The sequence below is a fragment of the Micromonospora sp. BS32 genome, assembly GCF_059089345.1.
Genome location: NZ_JBSSHR010000004.1, coordinates 348,733 through 368,371 on the forward strand (window position 1 = coordinate 348,733; position 19,639 = coordinate 368,371).

The following is a 19,639-nucleotide window of genomic DNA, read 5'->3' on the forward strand; positions in this document are numbered from 1 at the left end:
TGACGGCCTCGCCCAGGTCAGGAGAACGCGGAGATCCCGGTGAGCTTCTGCCCGATGACCAGCTGGTGGATCTCCGAGGTGCCCTCGTAGGTGAGCACGCTCTCCAGGTTGTTGGCGTGCCGCATGACCGGGTACTCGCCGGAGACGCCGTTGGCGCCGAGGATCGTGCGGCACTGCCGGGCGATCGCCAGGGCCTCCCGGACGTTGTTCAGCTTGCCCACGCTGACCTGCTCGGGGCGGAGCTTGCCGGCGTCGGCGAGCCGGCCCAGGTGCAGCGCGAGCAGCAGGCCCTTGTTCCACTCGACGGCCATGTCGGCGAGCTTGGCCTGGGTGAGCTGGAAACCGGCCAGCGGCCGGCCGAACTGGGTCCGGGTGGTCGCGTACGACAGGGCCGTCTCCAGACAGTCGCGGGCCGCGCCGAGCGCCCCCCAGACGATGCCGTGCCGGGCCTCGGTGAGGCAGCTCAGCGGCGCCTTCAAACCGACCGCCTCGGGCAGCCGGGCGTCGGCCGGGAGCCGGACCCCGTCGAGAGCGATCTCGCCGGTCACCGAGGCGCGCAGCGACATCTTGCGGCGGATCTCCCGGGCCGTGACACCGGGCGTGTCCATGGGTACGGCGAAGCCGCGTACCCCCTCGTCGGTGCGGGCCCAGACCACCGCGACGTCGGCGATCGGCGCGTTGGTGATCCACATCTTGGCGCCGTCGAGGATCCAGTCGTCGCCGTCGCGGCGGGCCCGGGTGATCATCGACGCCGGGTCGGAGCCGTGGTCCGGTTCGGTCAGCCCGAAGCAGCCGATCGCCTCGCCCGCCGCCATCGCGGGCAGCCAGCGCTGCTTCTGCTCCTCGCTGCCGAAGCGCCAGATGGCGTACATGGCCAGCGAGCCCTGCACCGAGACGAGCGAGCGGATGCCGGAGTCGCCGGCCTCCAGCTCCAGGCAGGCCAGCCCGTACGCGACGGCCGAAGCGCCGGCGCAGCCGTACCCGGTCAGGTGCATGCCGAGGAGGCCGAGCTTGCCGAACTCGCGGGCCAGCTCGCGGGCCGGCACCTCGCCGTCCTCGTACCAGCCGGCGACGTGCGGGCGGACCCGGTCGTCGATGAGCTGGCGCACCACAGCGCGGATCTGGCGCTCCTCCTCGCTCAGCGAGGCATCGACGTCCAGCAGGTCGAGAGGGCTCATGGGGGCCACCTTAACGATTCTTCAGGCGGGCGTCACTCGGCCTGACCGCTGAGCACCAGCACCCGGGCATGGATCTGGTTGCGCTGCTGCAACGCGGCGCGCAGCGCGCGGTGCAGGCCGTCCTCCAGGTAGAGGCCGCCGTTCCACTGCACGACGTGCGGGAAGAGGTCGCCGTAGAAGGTCGAGTCCTCGGCGAGGAGCTTGTCCAGCGCCAGCTCCCGCTTGGTGGTGATCAGCTGGTCCAGCCGCAGCGGGCGCGGCGGGATCTCCGCCCACTGCTTGAGCGTGAAGTGGTGCTCCGGGTACGGACGCCCGTCCCGGACCGCTCTGAAGATCACGGCACGCTCCCCTCCCCGTGGCCGGGCCGACCGACGGCGTGGAGCCGGGTCACGCCGAGGCGCCGCGGAGTGCGGCGCCCATGTCGGTGCCAGCCTAACCGCCCTCGCCACACCGTGTTTTGCTCCCTCATGTCGGTTTCGCTACCGTCGATACCCGCAGCGGACCGGACGAACCGTACTCAACTCCACCGGCCGCGCCTGACCACCTCGCCGACCGGTCGCCGGCCGCGACGCAGCGAGGGTGACCGGTGGTCGGCTGCCCGGTAGCCCACGGTGACCGCACCGATCGGCTGGTACTCCTCGGGCACTCCGAACGCCTCCCGGTAGGCGTCCAACCGCTGCGGCGGGATACCGAAGAAACACGCCCCCAGCCCCTCGTCGACCGCGGTGAGCAGCATCAGCAGCGCGGCGAAGCCGGTGTCGACGAACCAGTACGGCACCGGCCACCGCTCGGTCGACCGGTCCGCCCAGCCCTTGTCCGGCTCGGCGTACCGCTCCAGGTAGGCCGAGCGGTTGGCGTGCGGCACCACGATCAGCGGCGCCCGGCGCATCCCGGCCAGCCAGCGTTCCCGCCCGCCGCCCGCCGGGGTGGCCGCGTCCCAGAACCGCTCCCGGTCCTCCGGGGCCTCCAGCACCAGGAAGCCCCAGCCCTGGGCGAACCCGGCCGAGGGCGCCCGGACGGCGTGGTCGAGCAGCCGGTCCACCACCTCCGGCGGGACGGGGCGGGCCGGGTCGTAGTTGCGCACCATCCGGCGCCGCCGGACGACCTCGGCGAACTCCACGCTCAGACCCCGGGCCGGACGCCCCAGGCGCCCCGCCAGGTCACCCCCGGCTCCATCTGGATCACGTCCTTGCCGGAGCGGAACGCGTCCGCCGGGCAGGTCATCGGTTCCACCGCCACCGACCGGCGGTGCCGCTCCCCGGTCAGGGTGTCCCCGGTGAAGACCTGCCACCAGCCGAACTCCCGGTCCGCCCAGACGTGCACCGAGGTCGCGCCGTCCGGCGCGGCCAGCGTTACCGCCGAACCGCCGTCGTCGTCCCGGACCACGTCGCCGAAGGCCAGGTCGAGCACCGCCTCACCGATCGGGCGGGGCGCGGTGTAGTCGTACTCGGTGCCGGTCACCGGGGTAGCGCCCACCGGCAGCAGCCGGCCGTCCAGCAGCACCCGGGTCCGGCCCGGGACCCGCATCGACATCTCGTTCACCGGCACCCCGGGCAGCCGCAGGTAGGGGTGCATGGAGTAGCCGTACGGGGCGGGCTCCGCGCCGAGGTTCGTCGCCTCGTGCTCGACCCGCAGGCCGTCCGCCCCGACGCTCCACCGGGTACGCAGCCGCAGCGGCCACGGGTACCCCGGGTTCGCCGGCAGGTCGTAGCCGACCGTGACCGCGTCGGCGGACTGCTCGACCAGGTGCCACCGCACCCAGTTGACCAGCCCGTGCATCGCGTTGTGCCGGGCCGGCTCGGTCAGGTCGAGCTGCAACGACCGCCCGCCGAAGGTGTACTGCCCGTCCCGGATCCGGTTCGGCCACGGGGCCAGCACCTGCCCGGCCGAGCCGGGGCAGATCTCGTCCGCCTCGTACCCGTCGACGTAGTCCACCCCGTCGTGCCGGTACGACCGCAGTCCACCGCCCACCTCCACGATGACGGCCTCGTGGCCGCCGGCGGAGACGGTCCACTGTGTCCCGGACGGGTGGCGGGGTGCGGAGTTGTCCATGTCGGCTGACCTTAGTCGGTCCCCACCGCCCCGCGCCCCACCCCGGCTCAGCCCCGCGGCTCCCGCCCCGCGCCCGCCGCCCGGTAGCGCAGCAGCGCCGGGAAGGCCACCACCAGCAGCACCGCGAGCGCGGCCGAGACGAGGCCGCCACCGATCCAGGCCACCCCGGTGCCGAAGCCGGCCGCCACCGCGCCCGCCCGCAGGTCGCCCAGGCGCGGGCCGCCGGCGACCACCACGGTGTTCACCCCCTGGAGCCGGCCGCGCATCCGGTCGGGTGCGTAGATCAGCAGCATCGACTGCCGCAGCACGGCGCTGACCAGGTCGGCGGCCCCGGCGACGGCAAGCAGCGCCACCATCAGCCAGAGCTGCCGGGCCAGGCCGGCGGCGGCGATGGCCAGCCCCCACCCGACCACCGCCACCACCAGGGCGAGGCCCTGCCGGCGGATCCGGCCGATCCAGCCGGAGGTCAGCCCGCCCACCATGGCGCCGATCGCGATGGCGCTGTAGAGCCAGCCCACCGCCGCACCACCGCCGAAGCGGCTCTCGGCGATCTCCGGGAAGAGCGCCCGGGGCATGGCCAGGATCATCGCGATCAGGTCGATGGCGAAGGACGACAGCAGCACCGGCGTGGTGCCGAGGTAGCGGAACCCGTCGAGGATGCCGGCCAGCCCGCCGCGGCGCACCTCTCCCTCGGCGACCGGCTCCGGGGGCATCGCGGGCAGCCGCACGGTGGCCACGACCAGCCCGGTGAAGAGCAGCGCGTCCAGCGCGTAGGCGACCGGCAGACCCGGTCCGGTGCCGAAGGCCGCGAAGATCAGACCGGCGGCGAGCGGCCCGACGACCGAGGCGGCGGTGAAGGTGGTGTAGTTCAGCGTGCTGCCCGCCGGCACCAGCTCCGCGGGCAGCAGCCGGGGCAGGATCGCGCTGCGGGCCGGCGAGCTGATCGCGAACGCGACCGAGTGCACCGTCACCAGGGCGAGCAGCAGCACCGGGCTGCCCCGGCCGACCAGCGCGTGCACCAGCAGGCCGACCATCGAGGCCCAGAGCAGCGCCGAGCCGGCGAGCAGCACCCGGCGCCGGTCGCGGGCGTCGGCCACCGCGCCGCCCCAGAGACCGAAGACCAACAGGGGTACGAAGCCGGCGACGCCGAGCAGCCCGACCCAGAACGAGTCCCTCGTGAGCGCGTACATCTCGACCGGCACCGCGACGGCGGTGAACTGGAAGCCGAACATGGCCAGCGTGTTGCCGAGCCACATCCGCCGGAACGCCGGCACCGCCAGTGGACGCAGGTCGATCGCCCAGCGGCGCGCCCCGCGCGACCGGGTCCCGTCGACGGCGGTCACGGGGCGAGCCGCTCGGTGACCCAGTCGCCCTCGTCGGTCCGCCGGAACCGCAGCCGGTCGTGCAGCCTGCTGGCCCGGCCCTGCCAGAACTCCACCGACTCGGGCCGGACCCGCAGGCCGCCCCAGTGCGGCGGCGCGGGGATCTGCGCCACGTCGGCGAAGCGCTCGACCACCGCCCGGTACGCCTCGTCCAGCGCCGCCCGGCCGGGAAGGACCTGGGACTGGGTGCTGGCCCAGGCGCCCAGCTGCGACCCGCGCGGCCGGCTGGCGAAGTACGCCTCGGTCTCCGCCCGGTCGACCCGCTCCACCCGGCCGGCGACCACCACCTGCCGCTGCATCGGGAACCATGGGAAGACCAGGCTCGCCCACGGGTTCGCGGTCGCCTCGGCGCCCTTGCGCGAGGCGTAGTTGGTGTAGAAGACGAAGCCCTCGGAGTCGTACCCCTTGAGCAGCACCGTCCGGCCGCTGGGGTGACCGGCGGCGTCGGCGGTGCCGACGATCATCGCGTTCGGTTCGGGCAGCCCGTGGGCCACCGCGTCGGCGAACCAGCGGTCGAACTGGCCGTACCAGTCGGCGGCCAGGTCGTCCTCGGAAAGGCCCAGGTCGGCGGCGTACTCGTTACGCATGGCCGCCGGAGCGGGTGTGTCGCCCGTCACAGTCCTTCCCTCCCTCGTCGGGGCCGCCACGTCCCCCGACGCTGGCCAGCCCCCACCACCCAGTCTCGCCGAGACCGCGACGCCGTCCACCGGCGGGGATGTCACGTGCGGCACAGTCGCACTGGGTCGCGGACTCGGTTGCCCAGCAGGCAAGATGGCACGAACACATCCCTGAGGGTCGCCTAAGGTGCAGGGCCGGATGAGCCCGCGCGGGCGCACCGATCCGGAAGCCAGGAGACGACATGTCGGACTTCAAACCGGGCCTGGAAGGCGTCGTAGCCTTCGAGACCGAGATCGCCGAACCGGACCGCGAGGGCGGCGCGCTGCGCTACCGGGGCGTGGACATCGAGGATCTGATCGGCCAGGTCTCGTTCGGCAACGTGTGGGCGCTGCTGGTCGACGGCCGCTTCGGCCCGGGCCTGCCGCCGGCCGAGCCGTTCCCGGTCCCGGTGCACTCCGGCGACATCCGGGTGGACGTGCAGTCCGCCGTCGCCATGCTCGCCCCGTACTGGGGGCTCGACCAGCTGCTGGACATCTCCGACGCGCAGGCCCGCGAGGACCTGGCCCGGGTCTCGGTGACGGCGCTCTCCTTCGTCGCCCAGTCCGCCCGCGGCCTCGGCCTGCCGGCCGTGCCGCAGAAGGAGATCGACAAGGCCGAGACGATCGTCGAGCGCTTCATGAAGCGCTGGCGCGGCGAGCCGGACCCGCGGCACGTCAAGGCCGTCGACGCGTACTTCATCTCGGCCGCCGAGCACGGCCTGAACGCCTCCACGTTCACCACCCGGATCGTCGCCTCGACCGGCGCCGACGCCGCGGCCTGCATCTCCTCCGGCATCGGCGCCCTCTCCGGCCCGCTGCACGGCGGCGCCCCGTCCCGGGTGCTCACCATGCTCGAGGCCGTCGAGCGCAGCGGCGACGCCGAGGGGTACGTCAAGGGCGTCCTCGACCGCGGCGAGCGGCTGATGGGCTTCGGCCACCGGGTCTACCGGGCCGAGGACCCGCGGGCCCGGGTGCTGCGCCGCACCGCCAAGGAGCTCGGCGCGCCGCGCTTCGAGATCGCCGAGGCGCTGGAGAAGGCCGCCCTGGCCGAGCTCCAGGCCCGCCGCCCGGACCGGGTGCTCGCCACCAACGTCGAGTTCTGGTCGGCCGTGGTGCTGGACTTCGCCGAGGTGCCGGCGCACATGTTCACCTCGATGTTCACCTGCGCCCGGATGGGCGGTTGGTCCGCGCACATCCTGGAGCAGAAGAAGCTCCAGCGGCTGGTCCGCCCGTCCGCCCGCTACGTCGGGCCGGGCAGCCGGAAGCCGCAGGAGGTCGAGGGCTGGAGCGCCATCCCGCACGGCGTCTGATCCGGGTACCCGTCGAGGGGGCCCCGTCCGCGCGGACGGGGCCCCCTCGCCGTCTGTGGCGCACGACTCACCCCCCGGCGTGGGACCAACCGCCGGGCCGGCCGGCCCGGGTGCGAGGATGAAGACCGGCAGTGTCGCCGGACCGGGCCGGATCCCGGCCGCGCCGCGCGCCCGCGCGCAGCGCCGCTCGGCAGATCCGCGCCTGGTGTAGGGCCCGCCCTCGCCCATGCGGAAGGATCTCAACAACCGTGGCTGACGCACCGACCATCCGGATACCCGACGACCTCAAGCCCGCCGACGGCCGGTTCGGCTGCGGGCCGTCCAAGGTCCGTCCAGCGGCGGTGTCCGCCCTCGCCGACGTGGCCACCAGCTACCTGGGCACCTCGCACCGGCAGAAGACGGTCCGCGACCAGGTGGCCCGCCTGCGCAAGGGCATCGCCGAGTTCTTCTCCCTTCCCGAGGGCTACGAGGTGGTGATCGGCAACGGCGGCACCACCGCGTTCTGGGAGGTCGCCACGTTCGGCCTGGTCCGCGACCGGGCCCAGTTCGCCAGCTTCGGCGAGTTCGGCGCGAAGTTCGCCAAGTCGGTCAAGGACGCGCCGTTCCTCGGCGAGCCGACCGTGCGCAAGTCCGAGCCGGGCAGCGCGCCGACCCTGGAGGCCGAGGCGGGGGTGGACGTCTACGCCACCCCGCACAACGAGACCTCCACCGGCGTCGCGGTGCCGATCCGCCGGGTGGCTGGGGCCGACCCGGGCTCCCTGCTGCTGGTCGACGCCACCTCCGGCGCGGGCGGCCTGGACGTCAACGTCGGCGAAACCGACGTCTACTACTTCGCCCCGCAGAAGTGCTTCGGCTCCGACGGCGGCCTCTGGCTGGCCCTGATGTCGCCGGCCGCGCTGGAGCGGGCCACCGAGATCAAGGGCTCGGGCCGCTACATCCCGGCCTTCCTCGACCTGGTCACCGCGATCGACAACTCGCGGCTGGAGCAGACCTACAACACGCCGGCGCTGGCCACCATCTTCCTGGCCGCCGAGCAGACCGACTGGATGAACTCGCAGGGCGGCCTGTCGTGGGCGGCCAAGCGCACCGCGGAGAGCGCCGGCATCGTGTACGGCTGGGCGGAACGCTCCGACGTTGCCGCGCCGTTCGTCACCGACCCGGCGCTGCGCTCCAACGTGGTCGCCACCATCGACTTCGCCGACGAGGTGGACGCCTCCGCGGTGGCGAAGGTGCTGCGCGCCAACGGCATCGTGGACACCGAGCCGTACCGGAAGCTCGGTCGCAACCAGCTCCGGGTGGCGCTCTTCCCGGCGGTCGAGCCGGCGGACGTGGAGGCGCTGACCGCCTCCATCGACTACGTGGTGGAGCGGCTCTAGCAGGCCGTCACGGTGGGTGGCCACGGCAGCCCCGACGGCCACCCACCGTGATCATCGCCGCAGCTCAGTCGCGACATGCGGGTGTCGCATCCCCCACCTCGGGGAAGATGAGCGTACGGTGGTTCGAGACGCCCGGGTGGCCGGCTCGTGGCGTGACGCGGCCAGCGAAGCGGGACGGAGGCTACGCCATGCGCCCAGTACGCTTCGTCGCCCTCTCCGAGGACGGCCAGGCTCTGGTGCTCGCCGACGAGGTCGGGCGCCTGCTCGCCCTCCCCATCGACGAGCGCATCGCCACGGTGCTGCACGCCGAGCCCGGCGCGGCGCCCCTCGCGGTGGTGCCCACCGCCGTCGACCCGGTGCCGTCACTGTCCCCACGGGACATCCAGGCCCGCATCCGCTCCGGCGAGTCCGCCGAGGACGTCGCCCGGATCGCCGGCGTGCCGGTCGACCGCGTGCTGCGCTACGCCGGCCCGGTGCTTCAGGAGCGGGCCATGCTCGCCCAGCACGCCCGGCGCACCCGGCTCAAGGGCGCGGAGAAGCCGACCCCGCTGGCCGAAGTGGTCAACGGCCGGCTGGCCCAGCACGGGATCGACACCGAGAAGATCTCCTGGGACGCCTACCGGCGCGACGACGGCACCTGGCGGATCATCGCCACCTGGCCGTCCGGCAAGGCCACCGCCCAGGCGGTCTGGGATCTCGACAAGCTCCGGCAGAACGTCACCCCGCACGACGACATGGCGCAGTACCTCTGCGCCGAGCGTCCCACCCCGATCCTCGGCCAGGAGCCGGCGCCGGAGCGGGGCGGCCACGCGCTGCCCGGCCCGTCGCGCGGCGAGCCGAGCCGGGGCGGGCACGGCCTGCCGGCCGCGGCCGAGCACGGTCGCCCCGGGCGGGACCCGATCCGCGCCGGCCGGGACGCCCTGCTCGCCTCCCTGGACCGGCCGCTCGGCGGCACCTCCGGGCGCGGGCTCGACCCGCGCTCCCCGGCGGCGATGGCCGGCGGCGACGCGCCCCGGCAGCGGGCGGTCGGTGGCGGCGCGGCGGCACTCCTCGGCGGTGGCCAGGGCTCCGCGTTCGACGACGACTCGGACGCGCCGAAGGAGGTCCCGGCCGTACCGTCGCTGGCGGTGCTCCGGCCCCGGCGCACCGGCACCGCGGCGGCCGCCGCGGCCGGCGGTGAGTCGACCGACGCCACTGGCAAGCCGCGCAAGCGGCTGCCGAGCTGGGACGACGTCCTCTTCGGCAGCGGCCCGGCGGCCCGCGAATCGTCCTGATCCAACGACTCCACCCTGGTAACGCGAGGCACTCGAAGTGCCCGCGTGCCAGGGTGGAGTCATGGAGTACACGAATCTGGGACGCACCGGTCTCTCGGTGAGCCGGCTCTGCCTCGGCACGATGAACTTCGGGCCGCAGACCACCGAGTCGGACAGCTTCGCCATCATGGACCGGGCGCTGGAACACGGCATCAACTTCTTCGACACCGCCAACGTGTACGGCTGGCAGACCGGTGAGGGGATCACCGAGCAGATCATCGGCCGCTGGTTCGCCCAGGGCGGCGGGCGGCGCGAGAAGGTCGTCCTGGCCACCAAGGTCTACGGCAAGATGGGCGACTGGCCCAACGAGCAGGGCCTGAGCGCCCGGCACATCATCCGGGCCTGCGAGGGCTCGCTGCGCCGGCTCCAGACCGACGTCATCGACCTGTACCAGATGCACCACGTCTCCCGGACCACCCCCGTGGGAGGAGATCTGGCAGGCGATGGAGACGCTGGTCGCCCAGGGCAAGGTGGTCTACGTCGGATCGTCCAACTTCGCCGGTTGGCACATCGCCCAGGCGCAGGCCGCGGCCGCGAAGCGGAACTTCCTCGGCCTGGTCGCCGAGCAGTCCATCTACAACCTGCTCACCCGGCACGTCGAGCTGGAGGTGCTCCCGGCCGCACAGCACTACGGGCTGGGCGTGATCCCCTGGTCGCCGCTGCACGGCGGGCTGCTCGGCGGGGTCATCCGGAAGATGGCCGAGGGCGGTGCCGCGCGGGGCACCAGCGGCCGGGCCGCCGACGCGCTCGCCGCGCACCGACCCACCATCGAGGCGTACGAGAAGCTCTGCGCGGACCTGGGCCAGGACCCGGCGGACGTGGCGCTGGCCTGGCTGCTCTCCCGGCCCGGGGTGACCGCCCCGATCGTCGGCCCGCGCACCCTCGACCAGCTCGACCGCAACCTGGGCGCCCTGGAGATCGACCTCGACGAGGCGACGCTCAAGCGCCTCGACGAGCTCTTCCCGCCGATCGGCAACGGTGGCCCCGGCCCCGAAGCCTGGGCCTGGTAACCCGCCCCGTCGCCGCGGCTAGAGGGGCCAGGCGGCGAGGCGGTCGTACGTGGGGTTGGGGCCCGGGTGGCTGCGGACCAGGACCAGCTCGGTGGCGGGCCACTCCGGGCCGGTGTAGTCGGCCAGCGCCTCCCGGTCGGCCTCGACGTCGGCATGGTCGATCCGGTCGCCGGGCCGGGCGATCGTCAGGTGCGGGCGGAATGGCTTGTCGTCGTGCGGCAGCCGGGCCCGGCGCAGTCCGAGCCGGATCAGCCGGCCGAGCACGTGCAGTGCCTCGACCTCGCCGAGCAGGTCCACCCAGAGCACGGTGAAGCGGTCCCGCCCGAAGCGTCCGCCTCCGCCGAGCCGGAGCCGGGGCGAGCTGCCCCGGACGTCGCGCAGCGTCTCGGCGGCGCGGCCGAGGACGCTCTCCACCTCGATCAGCCGGTCCGCCTCGACCTCGCCGAGGAAGGCGAGCGTGACGTGCAGGTGGGCCGGGTCGGCGAGGCGTACGTTGATTCCGGCGGCGGAGGCGGCGCCGACCCGCAGCCGAGCCATCCGGGCGGTCAGGTCGGCCACCGCGTCGACGGGCGGGTAGACCGCGACGAAGAGTCTCACGCCCGCCGGTTGCGCGGACGCCGGCCGGCGCGGGCGGCCGGGACGGGCAGCCCGGCGGCGTCGAGCAGCCCCTCCACCCGGACCCGTTCGATCTCCCGGTCGACGCCGTCCAGGTCGGCCAGGTGCTCGGTGATCCCCAGCGCCCGGCAGCCCGCCCGGAGCCGGTCGTCGTACGCCTCGATGACCGCGCCGTGCCAGACCACCGAGCGGCCGCCGGCGGCGAGCCGGTGCCCACCGAGGCGGCGCAGGTCGGCGGCGATGAGTTCGAGCGGTTGCCGGTCGGGGCGGTCGAGTGCGGTCAGGTCGACGTCCCGGGTGAGGGCGTCCGCCTCGATCGTGCGGTCCAGCCGGGCGATGGTACGCCGCTCGTGGCGCCGTTCCCGCCACTCGCTCCATCCGCAGACCACCCGGTCGAGGATCTCGTCGACGCAGAACAGCAGGGCGAACGCGACTGGCAGGCATGCCACAGCCAGGAACGCGAGTGCGAGCGTCAGTGCGCTACCGCCTGCCACGTGTCGACGCTAAGGCCCCGCACCCCCGTCCGCCACCGGATTGCCGGTATCCGGACGCGAATCGGTCCGCCCTCCCGGCGGGAGAGCGGACCGATGGCGGGCGGGGTCAGCAGTCGGGCGCGGAGGTCACGTAGAAGCGGGGCATCGGCAGCACCCGGAAGCGGAGCCGGGCACCGGAGCGGCGCAGCTGCCAGGTGAGCGCGAGCAGCGCGGTGGCCAGCGAGATGAGCCCGCCCATCCAGATGCTCGCTCCGGCGCCGTACGTCTCCGCGACCCAGCCGATGATCGGCGCGCCAACCGGGTTGGTGCCGAGGAAGACCAGCACCCACAGCGCCATCACCCGACCGCGGAAGGCGGCGTCGACGCCGAGCTGGACCCGCTGGTTGGCGGCCTGGGCGAAGAAGACCATGAAGAAGCCGGTGGGCAGGAGCAGCGCCACGACCATCCAGTACGCCGGGACGAAGCCGACCAGGGTGCCGAAGCTGGCGCAGCCCACCGCCGCGCCGAGCACCAGCCAGACCGAGGGGCGGCTGCGCCGCCCGGTGCCGGCCAGCGCCCCGACCAGGGCGCCGCAGGCGAGCGCGGTGCTGAACAGGCCGAAGGAGGCGGCCCCGGTGTGGAAGACGGTCTTGGCCAGCGCGGCGAGGGTGAGCTGGAAGTTGAACAGCGTCATCCCGATGATCGACATGACCACCATCGGCAGCAGCAGGTCGGGGCGGCGCCAGACGTAGCGCAGCCCGTCGACCACCTTCGCGGAGTCCCGCTCACCGACCGGCAGCAGGTCCTTGCGGTGCAGCTCGGCCGGGCGCATCCGGACCACGTTGGCCAGCGGGGCGATCGAGCTGACCGCGGTGAAGAGGAAGACCGGGCCGACGTCGAAGGCGGCGATGGCGAGACCGGCGACGGCGGGGCCGACGATCCGGGCGGTGTTGAACACGGCCGCGTTGAGCGAGAGCGCGTTCGGCAGCAGGGTGGTGCCGACCAGCTCCGAGACGAAGGCCTGGCGGACCGGGGTTTCCACCGCGTTGGCCACGCCGAGCAGGAGGGCGAAGGCGAAGACGTGCCAGAGCTGGACCAGGCCGGTGAGCACCAGCACGCTCATGCCGAGCGCCAGCAGCGTCCAGAAGGCGTTGGCGACGAAGAGGAGCATGCGCTTGTCGTACCGGTCGGCGAGCCGGCCGGAGAGCAGGGTGAGCAGCAGCACCGGGGTGAACTGGAGCGCGGTCACCACGCCGAGCGCGGTGGCCGAGTTGTCGGAGAGCTCGAGGACGAGCCAGTCCTGGGCGATGAACATCATCCAGACGCCGATCAGTTTGATCAGCTGTCCGGTGGCGAAGAGTCGATAGTTGCGGACTCGTAGGGACTGGAACATCGTGCTCAATCTCGCCTGCACTCTTGGTGCGCCTCCTCGGGTCGATACGCGTCATCCACTACGGACGGCGCGGACCCGGCGGTACGGGCGCTCAGGCGCGGGCGAGCTGCTGGAGGATCTCAGCGGCGCGCCGCAGCGTGTCGCGTTCGTCCTCCGTGAGCGCGGCCAGCCGGCTGGCCAGCCACTCGTCGCGGGCCCGCTCGAACTGGTCGAGCACGGCCCTTCCCCCCTCGGTCGCCGCGAGGATGACCTGTCGCCCGTCGGTCGGATGGGGGGTGCGCTGCACGAGGCCGCGCTCCTCCAGCTTCGCGACGATCTTGGTCATCGTCGGCGGTTGCACCCGTTCGACGTCGGCCAGCTCCCGGGGCGTCAGGGCACCCGCCAGCCGGAGGCTGGTGAGCGCGCTGAGCTGGGTGACCGTCAGGTCGCCGACCGGGCGGGCCTGTCGGACCCGCCGGTTGAGTCGGGTGATCGCATCACGCAGCTGAGGGGCCAGCTGCGCCGGTGGCACGCGTTTCGCCGTCACCGTCCGCTCCGTCACGGTAGTTAGCCTAACTAATGAGCCTGGCTAACGAGGTGGAATATGACCATGCTCACGGGAAGTTTGCCCTGCTCCGGGCCGGGAATCCGATTCGGATGCGCCGGCCCGGAGCCGGACGGGTCAGAGCAGCGCAGACTCGATCGGCCCACGCAGGAAGTACAGGATGAACAGCGCCGCCACCCCGTAGAGCAGCGGGTGGATCTCCCGCGCCTTCCCCTTAGCCAGCTTCAGCAGCACGTACGTGATCAGACCGGCGCCGATGCCGTTGGAGATCGAGTAGGTGAACGGCATCAGGGTGATGGTGAGGAACGCCGGGATGGCGATCTCGTAGTCGGTCCAGTCGATGGTGCGCACCGCGGTCATCATCAGGAAGCCGACCACCACCAGCGCCGTCGAGGCCGCCTCGAACGGCACCACCGTGGACAGCGGCGCCAGGAACATCGCGAGCAGGAAGAGCGCGCCGGTGACCAGGTTGGCCACGCCGGTCCGGGCGCCCTCTCCCACGCCGGCGGCGCTCTCGATGTACGACGTGTTGCTGGAGACGCTCGCCGCGCCACCGGCCGCCGCGGCGATCGAGTCGACCAGCAGGATCTCCTTCGCCCGCGGCGGGGTGCCCTGCTCGTCGAGCATGCTCCCCTCCTGGCCGATCGCGACCATGGTGCCCATGGTGTCGAAGAAGTCGGTGATCATCAGGGTGAAGACGAACATCAGCGGGACCAGCCAGCCGACCCGGCTCCACGAGTCGAGCACGTTGAAGTTGCCCAGCAGGGACAGGTCCGGGATGTCCACGATCTGCTTCGGCAGCTCCGGCACGTTCAGCGCCCACCCCTTCGGGTTGGGCTGACCGTTGACGAAGGACGGCCCCACCTTGGCGACCGCCTCCACGATGATCGCCAGCACGGTCGAGGCCAGGATGCCGATCAGGATCGCGCCGCGCACCCGGCGTACCACCAGCACCAGGGTGAGCAGCAGGCCCAACACGAAGACCAGCATCGGCCAGCTGACGATCTTGCCGTTGATGCCCAGTCCGACCGGGACGGTGGTGTTCGCCGCGTCCGGCAACCGCCGGACGAACCCGGCGTCGACCAGGCCGATGATGGTGAGGAAGAGACCGATGCCGACACCGATCGCGGTCTTCATCTGGGTCGGGACCGAGCGGAAGACGGCCGTCCGCAGGCCGGTGAGCACGAGGATGGCGATGAGCACACCCTCGATCACCACCAGGCCCATCGCGTCAGCCCAGGTCATCTCCGGCGCGATCTCGAACGCGACCAGCGCGTTCACGCCCAGACCGGCGGCCAGCGCCATCGGGAAGCGCCCGACGACACCCATCAGGATCGTCATCAGGCCGGCCACCAGCGCGGTGGCGGCGGCCAGAGCGGGGATCGAGAGCTTCTTGCCGTCGCCGTCGACGGCTCCGCCCAGGATCAGCGGGTTCAACACCACGATGTACGCCATCGTGAAGAAGGTCGCCAGACCACCCCGTACCTCGCGGCTCATCGTCGAACCGCGGGCGGAGATCTCGAAGTATCGGTCGAAACCGTTACGGGGGTGGGCGGGATCGGGCGGGGTGCCGTTGTCCGGCGGGGCAATGGCCATCAGGTCCTCGCAGGTGATCTTCCGTTGTCGCGCGCATCGTCGCAGATCAGGGGCCGCCGACAAAAGTTGATCGCGTACGCTTTGCCCCGTGCCACAGGAGCAACCGCCGCGGCCCGAGCCGCTCGACCCGCCGATGGTCCCGTTCGCGGTCGCCGGGCTGATCGCCTGGGCGGTGGTGGGCCTGGTTCTGTTGATCTTCTTCCGTGACTGGCTGACCAGGACCGGGCACCAGAACTGGCTCTGGACCTGCCTGGCGGGATTCCTCTGGGGCTTTCCCGGTCTGGTCACGATGATGCGACACGACGCTCACCGACGGCGCCGCCGGGAAGCCGCCGCCCGGCGGGACTGACCGGTCAGGAGTGGCCGTACGGCTCCGCCGGCTCGGCAGCCTCGACGGAACCCGGGGCCCGGCTGACCGACATCGCCTCGACGGCGCTGTCGTCGTAGACCGTGGGCAGCTCGTCGACCGCGGGCTCCCCGGTCTCGACCAGGGTCTCCGAGTGCGCGCCGCAGCCGTGGTCCGCGCTGACCACCCGGCCGTCGTCGGGGGCGTAGAAGTTGCCGCAGGCGCCGAAGGACTGCCGCAGGGAGCCGGCCAGCGGCAGGTAGAAGCCGCAGGTGCCGCAGCGGGCGGCGGCCGGCGCGGCGGTGGAGATCGGCGCGGACGGGCCATGGTCGCCGTCGTACCAGCGCTGGGCCGCCTCGGCGCGCCCCTCCCGGGAGAGCACCCGCGGCCGGCCGAGGCCGAGTTCCCAGGCGGTCTCCTCGACCGCCGGGTCGTCGGAGAGCAGGTAGCCGGGGGCGAGCCGGTCGTCGTCCGGCGGGGTGGGGAGCAGGTCACCGGGGCCCAGGTCGCCCGGCTTGAGCCGCTCCTGCCAGGGCAGCCAGCCGGGCGCGAGCAGCGCATCCGAGCCGGGCAGCAGCACCGTTTCGCAGATCGTGACGTGCTTGCTGCGCGGCACCCGGGTGACGGTGACCGCCCACCGCCAGCCGCGGTAGCCGCCCATCAGACATTCGAAGTAGTGGGTGACGACCCGGTCGCCCTCGGCGACGGCACGCAGGTGGTCGCCGACGTCGGCGGGCTCCACCTCGGTGATGCCGGCACGGGCCACCTCGACGGCGGCGGCGCAGACCTGGTCGAGGCGGGCGGCACGGGTGGAGACGGGCCTGGTCACCCGACCATTGTTCCCCATGCGCACGGCCGGCCGACAGGCACTCCCCGGTGATGTCTCCCCGGTGGTGCGGCACCGGTGGAAGAGATGGGCGAGGATGGTGCACATGCCGCTGTTCTCCCGCTCCGGGCGGTCCGTACTGGGCCGGACCGTGGGCACGGGCTTCCGTGCCGGCCGCCTGCTGCTCCGCGGCTCGGTCAGCGGCGGCCGCTGGGTGACCCGGCGGGCCGGGTCGGCCAGGGCGCGGGGGGCCGGCGGCGAGATCGGCATGGTCCGCCTCTTCGACCTGCACGCGATCTCCTGCGCCGGGGACACCCTGATCGCCATCGGCCTGGCCGGGACGATCTTCTTCGACGTGCCACTCGGCGAGGCACGCAGCAAGGTCGCGCTCTATCTGCTGGTCACGATGGTGCCGTTCGCCATGCTCGCGCCGGTGGTCGGCCCGCTGCTCGACCACTTCCGGCACGGCCGCCGGTACGCCCTGGCCACCACCATGCTCGGCCGGGCCTTCCTCGCCTGGCTGATCTCCGACTACCTGGGCGGCCTGGGGTTGTACCCGGCGGCGTTCGGGGTGCTGGCGCTCTCCCGGGCGTACGGGGTGGCCCGCTCGGCGGCCGTACCCCGGTTGCTGCCGGAGGGCCTGGGCCTCTCCCAGGTCGGCGCCCGGGCCAGCGTCTACGGCACCGTCGCCGGTGCCCTGGTGGCGCCGATCGGGCTCGCCGCGTTCTGGTTGGGTCCGCAGTGGCCGTTGCGGGTGGCCTCGGTGATCTTCCTGGTCGGCATGGTGATCGCGTTGCGCCTGCCGCCGAAGGCGGATTCGGAGCCGCCGGAGCGGGTGCCTCGCCCGCTGCGGGCGTTGCGCCGCGACGGCGACCGGCCGCTGGGCCGGGGACGCCCCGCCGGCCGGGTGGTGATCGCCACGTTGATCGGCGCGGCGACGCTCCGCGCGCTCTACGGCTTCCTCCTGCTGTTCCTGGCGTTCGCGCTGAAGAAGGGTGATCTCACCACCGACTTCTTCGGTCGGCAGCTCAACGATCAGGCGGCGCTGGGCCTGATCGGCGGGGCGCTGGCGGTGGGCGGCTTCCTGGCCACCGCGGTGGGCACCCGACTGCGCATCCACCGCCCGACGGCGATCCAGTCCAGCAGCATCGTCATCGTGGCCGGGGTGGCGATCCTGGCGACGCTGAAGTTCTCCCTGCCGATGGTCGCGGCGCTCTGCCTGGTCGCGGCCCTGAGCAGCGGGATCGCCAAGCTGGCGGTGGACGCCTCGATCCAGGAGCGGATCCCGGAGCGGCTGCGGGCGAGTTCCTTCGCGCATTCGGAGACGGCGCTGATGCTCGCCTTCGTGGCCGGTGGCGGCCTCGGCCTGGTGCCGTTCGACGGACGGGTCGGCATCGCGGTCGCCGCCGGGGTGGGCACCCTTGCCGCGATCCGGGGCGCGGTGGTCGCCGGTCGGCTGCGGGCGGAGCGGCTGATGGGCCGGCCGCTGCACGACGACGAACTGGCCACCCGCGACAACGCGACCACCGCGGCCGCCGCCCAGGTGGCGCCGACCTCCCCCGCGCCGACCTCCGCCGCGCCGACCGGGCACGACTCCCCCGGCGCCGCGGACGCCGGTCTGGCACCGCCCGGCTACCACATCTACCGGCCGTCGTCGGCGGTCGGCGGGTCGAACGCGGACGGCGAGCAGCGACGCGAGTCGCAGGGGCCGGTGTCGTGACCGGCCTGCTGGTGCTGACCGCGGTGCCCGCCGAGGCGGAGGCGGTCCGGGCGGGCCTGACCGACCCGACGGTGACCGTCCGCCCGGTGGGGGTGGGCCCGGCCGTCGCGGGCGCCGCCACGGCACGCCTGCTCACGCTGGCCGAGGCGGCCGGCCGCCCGTACCGTGCGGTGCTCAGCGCGGGCGTCGCCGGCGGCTTCGCCGGCCGGGTGACGGTCGGCGGCACGGTGCTGGGCACCCGCAGCGTCGCGGCCGACCTCGGCGCCGAGTCGCCGGCGGGCTTCCTGCCGATCGACGAGCTGGGCATGCCGCCCGAGCTGCTGGGCGGCGGCCCGATCGTCGACGCCGACCCGGAGCTGTTGGCCGCCCTGCGGGAGGCCCTGCCCGAGGCGGTGGTCGGCGCGGTGCTCACCGTGAGCACGGTTACCGGTACGACGGAGAGCACCGCCGCGCTCGCCGACCGGCACCCGGACGCCGTGGCCGAGGCCATGGAGGGGTACGGAGTGGCGGTCGCCGCCGCCCAGGCCGGCCTGCCCTTCGCCGAGCTGCGGACCGTCTCCAACCCGATCGGTCCCCGGGACCGCGACGCGTGGCGGATGCGGGAGGCGCTCACCGCCCTGACCGCCGCCGCCCGCTTCCTGCGCTGACGGCCGGCCGGTCGAGCCGGAGCGCGGCCGGTCGGCTGGCCTCCAGCCGGTAGCCGCAGGCCAGCAGGAAGCCGATGCCACCGAACTCGGCGACCGCCTGCACGGCGCCGATGCCGGCACGATCCATCTCGGTGGCGAGCGCGTCGAGCAGGCGGCGCCCGATCCCCAGCCCCCGATGCTCGGCGGAGACGAGGACGCCGTCGAGCACGAGTTCCCGCCGATCATCCAGGGGGTACCGGCGGAAGAATTCGACGCTGCGCTCGTGCGCCCGCAGCTCGCCGACCAGTGCACCGTCGGGCAGTTCGGCGACGAACCGCCAGGACGTAGCTGGGAGGTCATCGACGCAGCGGCGTACCCGCACGTCACGCCGGATCTGTTCGCCCCATCGTCGCCGGTCCCGGGCCGCCCGGTCCAGGACGTAGGTCGTCGCCGGCAACGTCACGTTCCACCGCTCGGGCGGAAGGTCGTACCAGTGCGCCCACCAGGCTCCCGGCCAGTCCCGTGGTTCCCGCACCTCCCGGGCATCGAGGTGCGCTGGGCAGTGCCGCCCGGCCGCGTCGCGAAGCTCCTCGTGCGGGATCGGCGGGGGCGAAGCGCCCGGCTCGCCAAGGGTGATCCGCCCCGAGGCCGCCCGCACCAGACGCTCCACGGTCCGGAACCTGGGGTCGGTCACCGCGCCGGACTCGATCCGGGCGATGGTCGCCTGCGGCACTCCGGCCCGCTCGGCCAGTTCACGCTGGCTCAGGTCCGCCCCCCGACGCAGGGCCCGAAGGGCGGCGCCGAGATCGACCTGAGGCGTCGTCTCGCTCATCCAGACCATGCTGGCCGGCGCCGCAGCCGTCCTCAACACCCTCGGCCGCCCTGTGGATAACTCTGTGGAAAACGGCCGGAGCTGGGGATGAAGGTAGTCGACGGGACGCTACAAACTTGATGACGGCAACGAATCGGCGGTGGGCGGAACCCCGGTCGAGCGAGTCCCCGGCGGGCACGCAGACCACGGATGCCGCTGAGCGCTGCGGCCGGGCGCAGCCCGGACGAGGTCAATCCCCGGCGGGCGCACACGCCCGGATGACCCCGAAACGCCGGCAGCCGCGCGCACCCTAGGCACCGCAAACCCCGGCAGGCGGCGCACCCCGAGCACCGCGAACCCCCGGCACGCGACACACCCCGGGCACCGCGAACCGCGGCGGGCCGGGAGGTGA

19 protein-coding genes and 1 pseudogene are annotated in these 19,639 nt (G+C 73.3%); 7 read left to right on the top strand and 13 right to left on the bottom strand.

Features of this window, described 5'->3' with window-relative positions:
* Window positions 1-17 precede the first annotated feature (17 nt).
* From AC5RWQ_RS09345 to pdxH, 6 genes are all read right to left on the bottom strand, one after another.
* Window positions 18-1,178, bottom strand: a complete 1,161-nt coding sequence (locus AC5RWQ_RS09345) for an acyl-CoA dehydrogenase family protein (RefSeq protein ID WP_494282321.1) — start codon at window positions 1,176-1,178, stop codon at window positions 18-20.
* 32 nt (window positions 1,179-1,210) lie between these two features.
* Complete coding sequence (locus tag AC5RWQ_RS09350; RefSeq protein WP_334489570.1) at window positions 1,211-1,516, bottom strand: type II toxin-antitoxin system VapB family antitoxin; 306 nt, start codon at window positions 1,514-1,516, stop codon at window positions 1,211-1,213.
* 179 nt (window positions 1,517-1,695) lie between these two features.
* Window positions 1,696-2,298, bottom strand: a complete 603-nt coding sequence (locus AC5RWQ_RS09355; protein WP_494282322.1) for a nitroreductase family protein — start codon at window positions 2,296-2,298, stop codon at window positions 1,696-1,698.
* A gap of 2 nt (window positions 2,299-2,300) precedes the next feature.
* On the bottom strand, window positions 2,301-3,230 hold the full coding sequence (locus AC5RWQ_RS09360) for an aldose 1-epimerase family protein (protein WP_494282323.1): 930 nt from the start codon (window positions 3,228-3,230) through the stop codon (window positions 2,301-2,303).
* 47 nt (window positions 3,231-3,277) lie between these two features.
* Complete coding sequence (locus tag AC5RWQ_RS09365) at window positions 3,278-4,573, bottom strand: MFS transporter (RefSeq protein WP_494282324.1); 1,296 nt, start codon at window positions 4,571-4,573, stop codon at window positions 3,278-3,280.
* Window positions 4,570-5,199 (bottom strand): pyridoxamine 5'-phosphate oxidase, encoded by a 630-nt coding sequence (gene pdxH, locus AC5RWQ_RS09370; protein WP_494282387.1) that lies wholly within the window; start codon window positions 5,197-5,199, stop codon window positions 4,570-4,572. Before pdxH ends, AC5RWQ_RS09365 begins: the two co-directional genes overlap by 4 nt.
* 272 nt (window positions 5,200-5,471) lie before the next feature.
* Between pdxH and AC5RWQ_RS09375 the strand changes: the two genes are divergently transcribed.
* From AC5RWQ_RS09375 to AC5RWQ_RS09390, 4 genes and pseudogenes are all read left to right on the top strand, one after another.
* Window positions 5,472-6,578: a citrate synthase 2 gene (locus AC5RWQ_RS09375; RefSeq protein ID WP_494282325.1), complete on the top strand. Its 1,107-nt coding sequence runs from the start codon at window positions 5,472-5,474 to the stop codon at window positions 6,576-6,578.
* Between the two features lie 248 nt (window positions 6,579-6,826).
* Complete coding sequence (serC, locus tag AC5RWQ_RS09380) at window positions 6,827-7,954, top strand: phosphoserine transaminase (RefSeq protein WP_494282326.1); 1,128 nt, start codon at window positions 6,827-6,829, stop codon at window positions 7,952-7,954.
* Between the two features lie 188 nt (window positions 7,955-8,142).
* A complete protein-coding gene (sepH, locus tag AC5RWQ_RS09385) occupies window positions 8,143-9,228 on the top strand; it encodes a septation protein SepH (RefSeq protein ID WP_494282327.1) in 1,086 nt (361 codons plus the stop codon).
* Between the two features lie 61 nt (window positions 9,229-9,289).
* A pseudogene (locus tag AC5RWQ_RS09390) lies at window positions 9,290-10,277 on the top strand (aldo/keto reductase).
* Window positions 10,278-10,295: 18 nt separating this feature from the next.
* On the opposite strand, the gene thpR reads toward AC5RWQ_RS09390, so the two are convergent.
* The 5 genes from thpR to AC5RWQ_RS09415 form a co-directional block, all read right to left on the bottom strand.
* A complete protein-coding gene (thpR, locus tag AC5RWQ_RS09395) occupies window positions 10,296-10,874 on the bottom strand; it encodes an RNA 2',3'-cyclic phosphodiesterase (RefSeq protein ID WP_494282328.1) in 579 nt (192 codons plus the stop codon).
* Entirely contained in the window at window positions 10,871-11,386 is a 516-nt protein-coding gene (locus AC5RWQ_RS09400) for a hypothetical protein (RefSeq protein WP_494282329.1), read from the bottom strand. Before AC5RWQ_RS09400 ends, thpR begins: the two co-directional genes overlap by 4 nt.
* A 106-nt stretch (window positions 11,387-11,492) precedes the next feature.
* Window positions 11,493-12,779, bottom strand: coding sequence for an MFS transporter (locus tag AC5RWQ_RS09405; protein ID WP_494282330.1), 1,287 nt, complete (start codon window positions 12,777-12,779; stop codon window positions 11,493-11,495).
* Window positions 12,780-12,849: 70 nt separating this feature from the next.
* Complete coding sequence (locus AC5RWQ_RS09410; protein ID WP_494282331.1) at window positions 12,850-13,299, bottom strand: MarR family winged helix-turn-helix transcriptional regulator; 450 nt, start codon at window positions 13,297-13,299, stop codon at window positions 12,850-12,852.
* Between the two features lie 120 nt (window positions 13,300-13,419).
* Window positions 13,420-14,898: an NCS2 family permease gene (locus AC5RWQ_RS09415; protein WP_494282332.1), complete on the bottom strand. Its 1,479-nt coding sequence runs from the start codon at window positions 14,896-14,898 to the stop codon at window positions 13,420-13,422.
* Window positions 14,899-14,986: 88 nt separating this feature from the next.
* On the opposite strand from AC5RWQ_RS09415, the gene AC5RWQ_RS09420 reads away from it, so the two are divergent.
* Complete coding sequence (locus AC5RWQ_RS09420; RefSeq protein ID WP_334489544.1) at window positions 14,987-15,247, top strand: DUF2530 domain-containing protein; 261 nt, start codon at window positions 14,987-14,989, stop codon at window positions 15,245-15,247.
* A 4-nt stretch (window positions 15,248-15,251) separates the two neighbouring features.
* Here AC5RWQ_RS09420 and AC5RWQ_RS09425 read toward each other — a convergent pair whose 3' ends face one another.
* Window positions 15,252-16,091, bottom strand: coding sequence for a DUF3027 domain-containing protein (locus AC5RWQ_RS09425; RefSeq protein ID WP_494282333.1), 840 nt, complete (start codon window positions 16,089-16,091; stop codon window positions 15,252-15,254).
* An 85-nt stretch (window positions 16,092-16,176) separates the two neighbouring features.
* Here AC5RWQ_RS09425 and AC5RWQ_RS09430 point away from each other — a divergent pair, with 85 nt between their 5' ends.
* Together AC5RWQ_RS09430 and AC5RWQ_RS09435 are read left to right on the top strand one after the other, a co-directional pair.
* Entirely contained in the window at window positions 16,177-17,790 is a 1,614-nt protein-coding gene (locus AC5RWQ_RS09430; RefSeq protein WP_494282334.1) for an MFS transporter, read from the top strand.
* Complete coding sequence (locus AC5RWQ_RS09435; protein ID WP_494282335.1) at window positions 17,787-18,437, top strand: futalosine hydrolase; 651 nt, start codon at window positions 17,787-17,789, stop codon at window positions 18,435-18,437. Before AC5RWQ_RS09430 ends, AC5RWQ_RS09435 begins: the two co-directional genes overlap by 4 nt.
* Here AC5RWQ_RS09435 and AC5RWQ_RS09440 read toward each other — a convergent pair.
* On the bottom strand, window positions 18,400-19,248 hold the full coding sequence (locus tag AC5RWQ_RS09440) for a GNAT family N-acetyltransferase (protein ID WP_494282336.1): 849 nt from the start codon (window positions 19,246-19,248) through the stop codon (window positions 18,400-18,402). The two genes, AC5RWQ_RS09435 and AC5RWQ_RS09440, sit on opposite strands and share 38 nt — an antisense overlap.
* Window positions 19,249-19,639: the final 391 nt, after the last annotated feature.

Bases quoted from the DNA above. Each gene is read 5' to 3' on its own strand.
- sepH (WP_494282327.1), top strand. From the start codon at position 8,143: ATGCGCCCAGTACGCTTCGTCGCCCTCTCCGAGGACGGCCAGGCTCTG.
- AC5RWQ_RS09425 (WP_494282333.1), bottom strand. From the start codon at position 16,091: ATGGGGAACAATGGTCGGGTGACCAGGCCCGTCTCCACCCGTGCCGCC.
- AC5RWQ_RS09345 (WP_494282321.1), bottom strand. From the start codon at position 1,178: ATGAGCCCTCTCGACCTGCTGGACGTCGATGCCTCGCTGAGCGAGGAG.
- AC5RWQ_RS09375 (WP_494282325.1), top strand. From the start codon at position 5,472: ATGTCGGACTTCAAACCGGGCCTGGAAGGCGTCGTAGCCTTCGAGACC.
- AC5RWQ_RS09360 (WP_494282323.1), bottom strand. From the start codon at position 3,230: ATGGACAACTCCGCACCCCGCCACCCGTCCGGGACACAGTGGACCGTC.
- AC5RWQ_RS09440 (WP_494282336.1), bottom strand. From the start codon at position 19,248: ATGAGCGAGACGACGCCTCAGGTCGATCTCGGCGCCGCCCTTCGGGCC.
- pdxH (WP_494282387.1), bottom strand. From the start codon at position 5,199: ATGCGTAACGAGTACGCCGCCGACCTGGGCCTTTCCGAGGACGACCTG.
- AC5RWQ_RS09415 (WP_494282332.1), bottom strand. From the start codon at position 14,898: ATGGCCATTGCCCCGCCGGACAACGGCACCCCGCCCGATCCCGCCCAC.
- AC5RWQ_RS09430 (WP_494282334.1), top strand. From the start codon at position 16,177: ATGCCGCTGTTCTCCCGCTCCGGGCGGTCCGTACTGGGCCGGACCGTG.